Genomic DNA, 13,032 nt, shown 5'->3' with positions numbered 1-13,032 from the left:
GTCAATCGGAAGGCCTGTCAATATAATGGGGTTATAACAACGCAGCCTGTTAATAACTATGAGCATCCTTTTTATAAATTTTTTACTGTACAGGCTATTTCTACCGCTCCGGCTTTCGCCCAGGAAAGCGACTTATCCTTTTATCACAAGACATGATCATTGGTCTGCGATAATACCTTCACCTATTGTATCGGCGGCCAGAGCACATAAGAGAATATTGGCGGCGTGTTACTTAGGCATGCGGCTGACGCGGAGAGAGGTAGCTCTGGCAAAATTATCCTGCCGCAGGACAGTGAAATCGAAAAGCCGGTAAAAAATTACGCTGTGGCTAAATGGCGAGCCTGCAGGCGCAGCGATGCAAACGGCTAATCACTGGTAGTTGTCAGAAGCGCAGATGCTGGCATTGATCAATGTCATCAAATAACGCTAGCTTTTGATTTCCTCGCATCCATGGTGGCAGAGTGATACCTATGCTGATATCAGAAATAAAACCTGAGGGAATAAAGTGAACTGTAAACCGATGCTTTTCGTGCTGGCGATGCTCTCACTGTCGGCTCAGGCCGCTCAGAGCGGAAAAACGCTTGAGCACAAAGACTGGGAAGTTGTCTGTGATAACACCCTGACCTGTCGCATTGCGGGGTATGCCAAAGAAGAGGATCCGTCCGGCTCCATCCTGCTTACCCGTGCCGCTGGACCTGGAACGGAGCCAGTGGGAGAGGTGACACTGGGCGACACCGAAGATGACAGTGAACCGGCGCAAAAGCTCACACTGTGGATCGATGGGAAATCAGCAGGCGATCTGGTGGCGGCTGATGATAACTGGCGGCTGTCTGCCAGCCAGACCGATGCGGTAATCAACGCTGTCAAAGGCAGCGGTAAAGTCGAATTTAAAGGCGGCACCAAGCCATTCCTGCTTTCCGGCGAAGGCGCTTATGCCGTGCTGCTGAAAGCGGACGACGTGCAGGGCCGTATCGGCACGCCAGGTGCACTCACTAAAAAGGGCAATAAGCCGGAAAGCAGCGTGGCTAAGGCTGTGCCCGCACCGATTATTCAAGCGGCAAAAACCCTCAGCGGCGAACCCCGTTTGCTGACCGCACCAGAAATGGAAGCCCTGAAAACCCGACTGCTTTCAACGGTCAATCATAATGACGATGACACGTGCGACAGCCTGTATTCACCGGCAGAAAACAGCGATCCCGAAACTGACGGACTCACGCTCACGCCATTGGATGACACACACGCTTTGCTTTCAGCACTCTGCTGGCGTGCCGCTTACAACGAAGGATATGGCTACTGGGTCATTGATAACCAGCTAAAAGGCACGCCGGTGCTGGTGACCATCTCCGGGTCGGACTACGATAAGGGCGAAATTACCAGTGTGCAGAAAGGTCGGGGTATCGGGGACTGTATGAGTCAGGAAAGCTGGGTATGGGACGGCCAGGCTTTCCGCATAAGCTATGACGGCGGGACCGGTATGTGCCGTTATATCCATGCGGGCGGCACCTGGGATCTGCCTACGCTGGTAACTGACGTGAAGGCTGTTTCGGGTTAAGCAGGTGAAGCTGAGAACCAAAAAGACGGTTTTTTCAGCAGTTGCACCACTGCCTGCGGATAAGGGTTGCGGAAACAGGGGGTAGCGGTATAATCCTCAACGTTTTCCGCATACCCTTCAGTGCCGAAGTGGCGAAATCGGTAGACGCAGTTGATTCAAAATCAACCGCCGCGAGGCGTGCCGGTTCGATTCCGGCCTTCGGCACCAGGTATGGAAATTAAAGTCGCTCAAGGGCGGCTTTTTTTGTGTCTGGGATTGGGTGCCCGCAAGAGGATGGCGTTTTTTCCTCAATGTGAATGATCTAATTCAATCAAAATTAAGTTACTGATGCTGGTAAATTTGCAGATGTATTTTAGTTTGATAATGTTGGTCTCCACACAAAAATTTTGTGAAGGTTGTTTTTCATTAGCTCTGAGTAATATTAAATTTAATTTATATCATCCCCATTCCATCTTTTAATGTCGTCTATTGCAATAGTTCTTACTCTCAGCATTGGTGCATGAATTCCCTGAAGAGTAAAATTATAGTGGGGAAGTAATCCTGCCTGTTTTGGATAAATTAATTGCAAGTGTGGTGCTTTATAGCGCCCTGCATAAGCATAAAGCTGATACATATCGCTGCTAGAAACGCCCAGTTTTCGGTCCGCTTCATTCAATAATTTCCACTTGGTATCTGCTATCAGTTGTGGAACTCCGTTATCATCAACAAGTGCAATATCCGGTCGTAATTGAAACTGTGGGGAATCGCCATCACGCATAGCCAGATATTTTCGTGGACCCTGTGTACGAAGATGCCAGCCTTGCTGGTGGGCCCAGGGCTTCAACTTTTCTGCTACCCATGCTTCAAACAGGCGATTCATATCAAACAGCAATGAGAACAGCGGCGTGCTGCCCGCTAATACATCCGGCTTAACTGCAGCAATAAACAATCGACACTGTTCAAGTACAGGCTGAAATCGTTGGGTAATGCGATCGCTTTTAAGTAAATTGAATGATTGCAAGGTGATGGGCGCATCGCTAATGTCGTCAAAATGCATTAACATTCCGGATAACTGCTTTTTGGTTTTGCCGGAGCGTGTCCAGGGAAGCAGCAGACGCAGGGTAAAGCGGAGTATCTGATTTAACAGCATGTCTTCGCTAAACTCGTCGAAGCGACAATAAAGACGTTCTTTATGAACTAAGTTGTGCCGGACATGTTGTGGGATAACCAGGCGGCCACGCATTACTGACAAGTTTTCTTCCTTTTCTATATAATTGCGTAACTTGCCCTGAAGGATCTGCGTATGCAAATCATGGCAAAAGTGCTGGATAAAAATATCCAGCAGACTATGTTGCTGAGTATTGATACCTGCCTGCGCCCCTTTATGTGTATGCATGATTCGGGCGGAATGCAGCATCTGCACTAATGCTGTACGGCATGATTCAGGTCTTTCTTCTTTACCATATATCTTAGGCAGGATTTCCAGGGTTAAATCATCAAGCTGTATTACGCCGCAAAATTGTGCAAAACGAACCGATTGGTGGCCCCAGCTAAAGGTGCCGGCAGGAAGATTTGGCGCCAGCTTTTCCAGCAAGCGGGCATGATGAATGCCCAGCGCGTACTGAGCAATGGTTCTTTCTGCAATAATCGGCAGCGAGCTATGTTCAATAACCGACAATATTTCCGCCACGGTTTAATCCTCGTAAATTTTGCGAATCGAGTCGGGCGTAATTTCCTGAGCAGTTGAAACACGGTATTCAACGACCTCTTCAAAGTCATCATGGGTAAAGCCGAAAACATCTCTACTGGTCAACTTAACATGACCAATCAGTGGAGCCTCGACCAGCTTGCCGGTAGCGTCGATATCGCGGAACACCAGCTGGATTTTGTGCCAGTCCTCATAAAAGTATTCCTGCAGTAGCGGAATAAACTGATTCAGGAAAACCGTTTTTAGCTGTGTAAGGTTAGCAACCGGGCAAAGGTAAGCATGGCCCAGCATGAGATCCCGGCTGAGAAGAAAACGGATTCGGTGATTCATCGCATCCAGCATTCTACGCAGGTTAATCTGATTGCCATCTTCATCAACGATATTTCCCGTACCGTCTGAGCCAGCGATTTTGCTGCTGTCCGGCATCAGCTCTTTAAAACGGAAGCGGCGACGTAAAGCGGTATCCAGTAGTGCAATTGAGCGATCGGCGGTGTTCATCGTGCCGTATATATCCAGATTTTCAGGTACGCCAAATGGCTCGCGAGAGTAGGGTAGCGTAATGCGCATTCCTTTGTCGCCGTTGATGCGTTTGTCGGTTTCTATCAACGTGATTAGCTCACCAAAAATTTTCGCCACGTTGCCACGGTTAATTTCATCGATAAAGATAGCGTAGCGATGCAGAGGATCGGCTTCGGCACGCTGGCAAATACGACGGAATACGCCATCCTGCGGCGAGTAGCTTAATTCACCGCTATCTTCGTCCAGCTCAGGGCGGATACCTTCAACGAAGTCTTCATAGCTGTATGCCTGATGAAAAGTAACAAACTCGTAGCGGCTTATAGTTTCCGATTCGGCTGGTTGTTGCTTCAGCTGTTTACTCAGAGTAAGCAGCTCAGCTGATTCCTCTTGTGCTTCAGGCAAAGTAACCCAAAAGCTGTCGTCAGTTTTATCAAATAGATAAGGTGGAACCCGGCGAGCATATTTAACTGTCGTGGACTCTTCCGGCGTATGGGTTTGCAAAGTTGCCCAAATTGTTGAATTGAGTGCATTGCTACGCCCTTGGGCTTTAGCTTTGCTGAGTACATATTCATGAGTGGCAATTTGAGCAACCTTTGATTTACCGCCAATATCTGCCAGTGCCATGAAAATTACGTCATGCCATGATCTCTCTGCAAGCTGTTCCCCCAACCATTGCTCGCGAGTCAGTGTCTGCGCTTCACTGACATATTTCGCTTTTAGCTGGTTTAGCTCGTAGGTTTTGCCTGTTCCCGGTGGGCCGAATAAAATTAAGTTTAAAGGTTCGATAGTTTCCGGCTGAGTGAGCACTTCATCAATGGGCGCGATTGCCGCAGGTTTTTCAGCAGGTTCCTCGCGTTTTTGCCAGATTTCCGATAGCGGTGGAACGTAGAAGTCGAGCTGCTTACTATTCTGTTTTTCTTCCTGCTCACGACGGATCTCAAGCAGCGCTCTGTCCATTCCCACAGCTGACAGCTCTTCTTTTTGTTGTGGCTTGAAGGCGTTGATGATGATGCGGCGATCATTGTTACTAAAGATGCGTTCAAAATCATCCGGAAACAGCATAAACATCAGCATATGACGAAACTGGCGGCTAGCGTTCTCAGGGATTACGCTTAGCCACTCTGCAAAGGTGAAGCCATCACTTAGGCGCGCCTCTCGTTCAGCTGATGGCTGTGCTAATAGAGCTTTAATAACATTGGTAAGGTAGGCAAATTCGCGTGCCCGGAAGGTGTTAAATCCAGTCCCAGCACTGCCTACGCCTGAAAGCACAACGTCTTTTAGCAAGGGGTTGTCACTATTTAGCGGTTCATTAGCAAGTTCCCAAAGGGTAGATATCTGTTCACGCTTGGTTCTGACGCTGATATTGCTGGCACAAAGAAACAGTAGCCAAAGCATTTCTGCAGCGAGCTGCTTCGCCTCTGGAGAAACGCCAGCTAACTGTTCTTTAAGGCGATGCATGAAGTTGCCTTCAAGCTCTAGCTGGCTGTTGATCACATCGCGCTCAATTTCGGCCAAATACTGACTGTTCCACAGATTTTTATTACTGAAAAGTGAGCCACCATCAATCAGGCAACGTTGTCGCCATTCACTGGCTGCTTTTAAAATCTGATCTGCTTGCTCTGCACCGGTATAGCGGCTCATCCTTGTTATCCTCTTTTAAATAGTGAGCAAATTACGAAGCTAACTGATTCGATATGACCCATTATCCATTCGCGTACCGTCAGTTTCAGCATCTCTTTCAAACATCATTCGGATAGTTGTTTCTAAAATATCTCCGCTCGCTTCAGACTTGTCTTTTCTTAAAGCTGCCTGTAGCTGTGAGATGTCACCAGCACTATCACCCATTGGCCATAGGGCTGCTCGCGCTAAACTTCGTTTGCGTGACATAAGCCCCTGGAGTAAACAGTCGAAAGAGTGTTCCTGGTAGCCAGCATGTATGGCCATTGGCATATGGATTTGGACTGGGTGCAGCTGGCCGATACGATGGACACGGTCATTACATTGCTCTTCAACAGCAGGGTTCCACCAGCGAGACAGGTGAATGACATGTGTTGCGGCAGTCAACGTTAAACCCGTTCCGGCTGCTTTAGGGCCGAGCACCAGCAAGTCAAAGCCACCATCTTGCTCAAGATGGCGCTGGAATCGACGCACGATAGCCTGGCGCTTCTGAATGGGCGTATCGCCGTTAATATGATCAATATATTCAAGCCCGAATTCCTGGCGAGCCAGTTCCATAAACCGAAACTGCATTTTCCGGTGTTCAATGAAAACCAGAACACGCTCACCTTTTGCTTTAATATGATGCAAAATCTCAAAGCATGCATTTAGACGCGCAGAGGCATCGATAAAACTCTGATTGTCGCCGCTCATTTCCATAGCTGGATGTACTGAAACGCCGCGGATATGCTGCAGCATTTTAAGTGCAGCGCCGGGACCGCCCTGAGAAAGTTTTAACCGGGCTGTTTCGTAAGCAATAGCTTGTCCTTCCGGCATCAGGCGCGGATGAAGAAAGCGTGTTTTTGCAGGCAGCTCTTTCGCAACATCTTCTTTCAAACGGCGGAAGGCTAAAGGTGGCAGTTGATTGTGAGGTTCAAAGACTCGCTGATACAGCTGAAGCATATTCTGTTCATCAGGTTCGCTATACAGCGTATTGAAATTACGCAACGTATCCAGAGAACCGGGGGCCAATTGGTCCATTACCGCCCATAGATCGGTTGTGGTATTTTCAATCGGTGTGCCTGTCAGGCCAATTCGATAGTTAGCATTGACGGCGCGGGCGGCGCGAGCCCGTAGCGAGTCAGGATTTTTGACCGCCTGTATTTCATCAAACACCACGGCCGAGAAATGGATTTTCGCAAAAGAGTGCTGGTAATTAGTCAGCGTTGTATAGGTCGTTAGTATCCAGAAACGATGGCCTTTTCCTTCCCTGATTGACTCATGCAACTGCTGAAAATTCAGTAAAGTATTGCCATCTTTTGTCTCGACACCTTTAGCATCGAAATTTTTATAGTGGCTTAGCGATGAACCATAGAGACGCAGCAAATGACCAAGTCCGTCACTATCAGTATGCTGCCTGACCTCAGCATTCCAGTTTTCCAGCAATGAGGTCGGAGCAACAATAAGTATTGGCCCGCGCTCTTTATTGCTGGCAGTGCTAACGTTATTGTTCTCTTTCAACCAGCGTAGAAATGCGATGGTTTGAAGTGTCTTACCCAAGCCTTGCTCATCTGCGTTCAAAATGCCTGGCATGCCTGACTTCCATGATGAAAGCTGCAAGCTAAAGCTCTCCAGCTGATGCGGCCGCAAAACTGTTTTAATGCCTGCGGGAAGTTGTTCATCAATAAATACGGAACGCTTTTTAAGGTCAGGCTGCCAGAACAGCTCCTCAAAGTTGTCTTTGGTATCCAGGATCACCGTAGCGGGAGGTTGAACATCCACAGCCACCTTATCTTCGCTTTCTGTTGTTTCTGCTGAACCTTCTATCTCTATAAGATTAGCCAAACGCTTTTCTAGCGCGTGCAATGTCTCTTCTGTGGCTTTAACAGGATGAGACGCGATCTCAACTTCATTCTGAGATGCATCTATAGCATTACGCAACTGATCGCAGATGCTTGCCAGCGCCTGGCTATCCATCGCAGTGATAATGTTGGTCAGGGCATCAGGGATTACCTCAGGCAACCAGACCGTTTCTCCGGTCATAGGCGTAGAAACAGCACCTTTTCGGTAATGCAAAATTCCTTTAACACGCTCGGAATATTCAATGGTTTCAACAAATGCAGGACCTGCTGCAGCTTCAATAGCTTCTTCTTCACCCACATCGTCGAGACCATCCAGCCTGCCTGATTGTCTTAAGTATTTTTCAACAGCACTGGTAATTGCAGGTCGTGGGTTTTCGATAAAAGCGCGTCTTTCGTCAGGTGAAGACTTTTGCTTCTCCACCATGACATCAAGGATGGGCCGAGCGCTGCGGTCAATGACCAGATAATTGCCTTCGCCAACACGGTAAGCGGAAAGCGCTCCTTGAGTTCTGACACGTTGTTGGAACCGACGTAACGTTTGCTCACTTAGCTCACCTGCAGCCTCGCTAACCGCTTCTCCGCTGCTTTCCAGTTCTTCCACGTTCTTACCGGAAAAAGGGACGATTTCGAAATCATCAGCTCCATGTAAGCTGGTGGAAATAGAAAAACGATCGGCAATGCGAACTTCTAAACCTTGCATAAAGTCGGTCAGCGAGACACGAACGGCATTGATTTCATGGCCCATCTGGACGCCAGGATCAAGGGCCTGACGGAAGCGCGCCAGCGATTCCCAGTCCGATGCTTCTCCGCCGCCTGGCGTAAAGTTTTCGGCAACTTCAACAGCCTCCATCATCCATAATGGCAACCGGCGTGGCCCTTGAGATGTGGTTAAAATTGATCCGGTCCGACGTGGTATTTGGCGAACACCGTTGCGTAGCCATTCATACTGCAGGCGAAAGGTATCGCTTCCGAGTGAGCCTTCGATATCAGTTTTCAACGTCAGATCGACGAGAGGGGGTAGGCCCAGCGTCTGCGCCGTTTCGGCGTCCAGTCGGCCTGCCAGATGATGACTCATTACGATAGCGTCATCACTGATGTGTAAAGGTTCACTAAATTCTTCTGCCAGCGCTTTCAGATCGGCGATAGCAAAAGCTAAGGCGCGATCGTTATGTGTCAGGCCAGACAAAGTCGCAGGTTGCTGTCTTTTAAACAGACGATGAATAACGCTCTTTTTTTCTTCAGCAATATTGAGGGTAATCGCTTCTGCATTATGATTGAAAGCAAATGTCATGACAGATACTCAATTTGTTCGCGCACTTTATCCTGCCAACCGCTGAGATGTGGAATCGCAACAGGATTAGGGAGCATGCGAATATGTTCGCAGTCATAGGTCAATCTAAATAGTTCAGGCGCTTTTTTATTATCACTGCTAAAAATATGCACTTTGTAGTTGTGTGATCCTTCAACCACAATGCAACGTCCAATTTTCAGAATAAGCAAAGAGGTATTTCTGCGGCTGCCAGCAACTTGCCGTCCGAAGGTTAAGGTCGCACTTTCCCGCATAGTCTTTTTTATCGATCTGGCCCGCACATCTGCTTCAGCACTAAAAGCAACCCATGCGGAATCAATTTTGTCCTGATGGTATAAATTAAGCCAGAACTTGCGTCGAGGCTCCCACATATGGCTGTCTTCGACGTCAGAAACTACATCTAAGAAGAACAAAATATTTTCGCGTGTCAGCCAGTTTATAATCAGGTTTCGGCAAGCTTCATCTACACTTCCCCATACGCCACCGCGGCTCAGGCGTGGATCTTCATAAAAGGCCACCAGCGTTTCGGTCAGATAGCGAGAAAGTTCTTCGTCGGGTTGTTTATACAACCAGTGTGATAACAGCGCATTGATGGCTTCCGCTGCGCCATTCATCAAAGCGCCACTTCTGCCCTCCGGTTTTAACCAGGCAAAAAGCTTCTCAATAGCGGCTCTTTCATTCAATCCAGGTGCCAGTGATGCTATATAGGCCAGATGAGCGTGCGACATTAACCCCGGATCGTGCGGGCGTGTAATACCAAACTGTTTAAGCTCTTTCCATGGCGCATCCATCTCCGTCATTCTCTCTGCTAAAGCTTGGTGTGCCTGGTGAGAGTTAAAGAATTCGGGTAGTTGCTCGACAATATCTTTCCACTTATCGCTCATATGTTCGCTTGCGATATCAAGGCAGTTTTTAATTTTGATTGTGTGAACAGAGCCCGGTTCATAACTACGGATATAGGCCGATATCATTGCAGAAATAAAGGGCTGTGAGTCCGTAACGATGGTTTCCCGTAAATAGAACTCCTGTAGTACAGCAAACTCCTCCTGGGTTCTGAATTCTTTATCAAACACAATCGGTGCGCCAGAGCAGATAAAGGACATTTTTACATCATTCCATTCCCAGCGTTCTATATAGTCAAGCAGCTTGCGTAACATCTTTTCACGATCGCGATCGGCAATCTCCTTAACGACATCGGGCCAGCGCTCATGAATGGCTTGGATCTTTACCGTTAAACCTTTTGATACAGCTATTGCTGGCTTGACGAGGGCCACAGGCTTAAGAAAAACATCGCTCAATTTCATAGCGTACTCTTCCTCAGCGGCTCGATCAGGCGCTTGCGGATGTCTTCAATTTCCGCTGCATTGGCCGGTGTATGCATAATGATGCGGAGATCGATACGGCGATTCATCGCCATATTTTGCGGGGTGTCATTGGGCTTAACCGGACGCATTTTGCCGTAGCCCGCCACAGAAAGAACGGGTTGGGTGCGCATATTAAAATGTGCGACCAGGTCTGGCGCTGCGGCAAGCATGCTGGTAAACGTGGTGATGGCTCGGTTAGTCGAAAGATTCAGGTTATAAACATCTTCGCCTTTGGAATCGGTGTGACCCTCAATCTGTACCGCTTCAATAATGGCAAACGAAGGATTACAGCTTTTATTCCATCCAACGCTTTGGCTGAAGGTATAGCAGGGCAGCAGGGAATCGAGCGTCTTCGCCAATGCTTCGACGATTTTCCGCTTATCGTCGCTTAACGTATAGCTGTTGCTGGTAAACAAGCCTTCCCCCTGAAAGCGCAGCGTGCCTTCTTCAGGAATGACATCAACTGGCAGTTCAGGAAACGACTGCTTCAGATTATTGCGCAATTGATAGAGTAAGTTGAGCCGGGCAGCAGCAGCCTGCGACATATACTGTTCCAGCGGATCAACCTGCTTTAACAACGCAATCTCAGCGCGCAAATCCACGATGGTTTTATCGCGTGTTTGTACCGCCTGTTCATACTCATCACGTGGGACAGTGTTCTTATCGTTGTAGCGGCTGGCAAAAAAAGCGAGCAACACCATGACAATGAAAAGAAAGCTGACCGTCATATCTGTCATTGAGACAAAAACGGACTCTTCTTCCTCTTCATGTGAGCGCTTACGACCGGCATTGGCTCTCATGACATCCGCGCCTGTTTCGGTGCGAAGTTTTCAGCCTGGTCGACAATGCTCTGCATTGTGTCCAGCGCTGGCATGAGTTCGTTCTGCATGGTTTTGACATGATCGAAGAGCGTTTCAACTGATGTAGCAACTTGCTGTTGGTAGCTGTCGAATGCCTTGCCAAGTTTCTCGTCAATGCCATCCAGACGTTCGCCCTGACTGCGTAAAGCCGCAATCAAAGACTGAAGATTAGTCAGCGTGGATTCAACCGCACGATGTTGCCCGCCCAATGTCTCTTGTGCAGCTGAAAGCGTCATTGCAGATTGTTCAGCATTGGTTTTAGCGGCATTGGCGATGGCTGAAAGGCTATTTTCACTGCTCTCACGTAACTGGCGCGTGCTGACTTCAATGCGCTCCATCATCGCCCGAATCGGATCGGCTGCACTGGTCAGTGATTGTGCTGATGTGCGGAAGCTGCCCGAGGCGTTTTCCGAGGCGACAGCGCCTTCTTTAATCCCATCAGAAGCCCGTCGTAAGGCAGTGCTGGTTTCGGTCAGCATGCCCATCACGTCTTCCAGTTTTTCAGCAATAACTGAAAGAGGGGAAAGCAGTTCGCTGCTGGCTTTCTGGGCCATCGCCTCAGTTGCTTTAGTGATTTCACCTGCGGTATTGCCAAAAGCACCCAGCACTTGTGTTGCGGCCTGACCAATCGCGTCGCTGGCCTTAGACGCTGATTCAGACATACGTGCCTGCGCTGCTTCAGCCCCCTGTTTCGCTGCAACTTCGAGTTCGGTTCGAATACCCAAGGCGGCGGCTTTCATATCAGCAGCCGCTTCGCCCATCGCACGCGCGCCTTCACCGGTATTGTCTTTAATGCCCTGCAGGGTTGAATTCATGGTTGCCAGCAGGTTTTCGGCACCTTGGTTGAATGCCGATGTTGCCGTCTCTGCCGTTTGCTGCATGCCATCACGCAGCGTTTCCACCGCCTGGCCTAAGCGGCCAATCGCGCTTTCCATTTCATTGCCCATTTTTCCTGAGCTTTGATCCATTCGCTCTGCCAGCAATTTGATCTGGTCTCCTGCCAGAGAAATACGTTCGCTGGCTTGTGCCAGAGCCCGACCGACATCCTCAGAAAAGCGTGAAGAGAGGTTTTGTACCATCTCTCCCACGCCATCATTGCCCAAACGGCTGACCTGTTCGATAACCGGCGTAATAGCTGTACTAATCGATTCCGAGATCGCTCTTGGGAGATCTTCACGTAGCGGGCGGCCAATCTCAGCCACCATCTCCAGTCCCAGCTTGCGGAAATGCTCACGACTTTCAATGGTTGCTTTCAACTGGCGAATGGAGAGATCTTCGAGGCTAATAAACGTCAGGCGCTTTTCAATCAGGCTATTGAGGCCATGAACCGCTTTTTCTAAATGTGACGTACCGCGTCTTAAAGCTACGGTAAAGACAATCGAACAGCAGAGACCGGTCAGGGACATGATGAATTTTGCTGAAGCGATGGTAAGTAAGCCCTCTAAGGCTGCACTCCCGCCGTCATCCAGAGAAGTACTCATCGAATTAAGTGCAGAAATCAGGCCGAGAAAGGTCAGAGACAGGCCTACAGTGACAAAGAGTCCCGGAACGATGCGCCAGAAGCCTTGCGTAAAGTGCAGGTCATCCAGATTAAAAAATTGGCTGGGACGGACCGCATTGCGCACGACAAGTGTACCGTTCTGATCGTCGATTACGTGGGTTTCGCGATATTCATACCAGGCTTCAGCAACATTCTTTTGTTCTTCCGTTTTATCGGCTGCTGCAATACTGGCGTCGATTTCAGTCACATGCTGGCTGAACTGATCTTCAGGCGTGTTTGCGATAATGCTGTGAATGCTGCTGAGAGCATTGCGGCGGCTTTTTACCAGCTTGCGCCAGCGGACAACGGCAAAGCAAAGCGTGGCAACCAGCAGGATAGTTACAAATCCAGGGGCAGCATCATTTTTTAAAACTGAAGCGATAGACAAAATGCCATTACGCACCAGCACGCCGGGAAGCAGCAGCGAATCCATTTTTACACCATAGATAACAAGAAGAAGGGAAGTGTTTCTTTTGGGAATACTCTAATAGATTTCATTATTCTTATCTATCTTAACAGCACTTCTTAAGAAGAAGTTTGGGTTCTACATTTTTAACTTTAATAATCAAATAATTACTTGGCGGTTGCCGCGACCTTGGCTGGTGAATTTAAAGAGAAGTATTAGTTTTGCAGGGGATTCCTGAAGCTAAGGGGAAGTTTTACTGAGGGAAAGTTGATGCTTG

General features: G+C 48.5%; 7 protein-coding genes and 1 tRNA gene. 2 read left to right on the top strand and 6 right to left on the bottom strand.

Going from position 1 to position 13,032, the window contains the following annotated elements; all coding sequences use genetic code 11:
* Positions 1 to 520 precede the first annotated feature (520 nt).
* Together LC417_RS09835 and LC417_RS09830 are read left to right on the top strand one after the other, a co-directional pair.
* Entirely contained in the window at positions 521 to 1,552 is a 1,032-nt protein-coding gene (locus tag LC417_RS09835; protein WP_223565835.1) for a DUF1176 domain-containing protein, read from the top strand.
* Between the two features lie 122 nt (positions 1,553 to 1,674).
* A tRNA-Leu gene (locus tag LC417_RS09830) sits at positions 1,675 to 1,759 on the top strand.
* 220 nt (positions 1,760 to 1,979) lie between these two features.
* Here LC417_RS09830 and LC417_RS09825 read toward each other — a convergent pair.
* From LC417_RS09825 to LC417_RS09800, 6 genes are read right to left on the bottom strand one after another with little or no spacing between them, the layout of a single operon-like run.
* Positions 1,980 to 3,221 carry an McrC family protein gene (locus LC417_RS09825; protein ID WP_223565784.1) on the bottom strand — a complete coding sequence of 414 codons (1,242 nt, stop codon included), beginning with the start codon at positions 3,219 to 3,221 and terminating at the stop codon, positions 1,980 to 1,982.
* A 3-nt stretch (positions 3,222 to 3,224) separates the two neighbouring features.
* The gene (locus LC417_RS09820) at positions 3,225 to 5,399 is read right to left on the bottom strand and encodes an AAA family ATPase (RefSeq protein WP_223565783.1); all 2,175 of its coding nucleotides are present in this window, start codon (positions 5,397 to 5,399) and stop codon (positions 3,225 to 3,227) included.
* A 39-nt stretch (positions 5,400 to 5,438) separates the two neighbouring features.
* Positions 5,439 to 8,567 carry a DEAD/DEAH box helicase gene (locus LC417_RS09815; protein ID WP_061703586.1) on the bottom strand — a complete coding sequence of 1,043 codons (3,129 nt, stop codon included), beginning with the start codon at positions 8,565 to 8,567 and terminating at the stop codon, positions 5,439 to 5,441.
* A complete protein-coding gene (locus LC417_RS09810) occupies positions 8,564 to 9,889 on the bottom strand; it encodes an EH signature domain-containing protein (protein ID WP_223565782.1) in 1,326 nt (441 codons plus the stop codon). Before LC417_RS09810 ends, LC417_RS09815 begins: the two co-directional genes overlap by 4 nt.
* Positions 9,886 to 10,749: an OmpA family protein gene (locus LC417_RS09805; protein WP_111534547.1), complete on the bottom strand. Its 864-nt coding sequence runs from the start codon at positions 10,747 to 10,749 to the stop codon at positions 9,886 to 9,888. Before LC417_RS09805 ends, LC417_RS09810 begins: the two co-directional genes overlap by 4 nt.
* Complete coding sequence (locus LC417_RS09800; protein WP_223565781.1) at positions 10,746 to 12,782, bottom strand: hypothetical protein; 2,037 nt, start codon at positions 12,780 to 12,782, stop codon at positions 10,746 to 10,748. Before LC417_RS09800 ends, LC417_RS09805 begins: the two co-directional genes overlap by 4 nt.
* Between the last annotated feature and the right edge of the window lie 250 nt (positions 12,783 to 13,032).

It is taken from the genome of Pantoea sp. OVA07A (genome assembly GCF_019969975.1).
Lineage (GTDB): Bacteria > Pseudomonadota > Gammaproteobacteria > Enterobacterales > Enterobacteriaceae > Pantoea > Pantoea agglomerans.
Note: the sequence above shows the minus strand (reverse complement) of the source record. Positions and strands in the feature narration are given on the sequence as shown.

What these genes read in the sequence shown, in the direction of transcription:
- LC417_RS09835 (WP_223565835.1), top strand. Translation starts at nt 521, where the DNA reads ATGCTTTTCGTGCTGGCGATGCTCTCACTGTCGGCTCAGGCCGCTCAG.
- LC417_RS09810 (WP_223565782.1), bottom strand. Translation starts at nt 9,889, where the DNA reads ATGAAATTGAGCGATGTTTTTCTTAAGCCTGTGGCCCTCGTCAAGCCA.
- LC417_RS09800 (WP_223565781.1), bottom strand. Translation starts at nt 12,782, where the DNA reads ATGGATTCGCTGCTGCTTCCCGGCGTGCTGGTGCGTAATGGCATTTTG.
- LC417_RS09815 (WP_061703586.1), bottom strand. Translation starts at nt 8,567, where the DNA reads ATGACATTTGCTTTCAATCATAATGCAGAAGCGATTACCCTCAATATT.
- LC417_RS09820 (WP_223565783.1), bottom strand. Translation starts at nt 5,399, where the DNA reads ATGAGCCGCTATACCGGTGCAGAGCAAGCAGATCAGATTTTAAAAGCA.
- LC417_RS09805 (WP_111534547.1), bottom strand. Translation starts at nt 10,749, where the DNA reads ATGAGAGCCAATGCCGGTCGTAAGCGCTCACATGAAGAGGAAGAAGAG.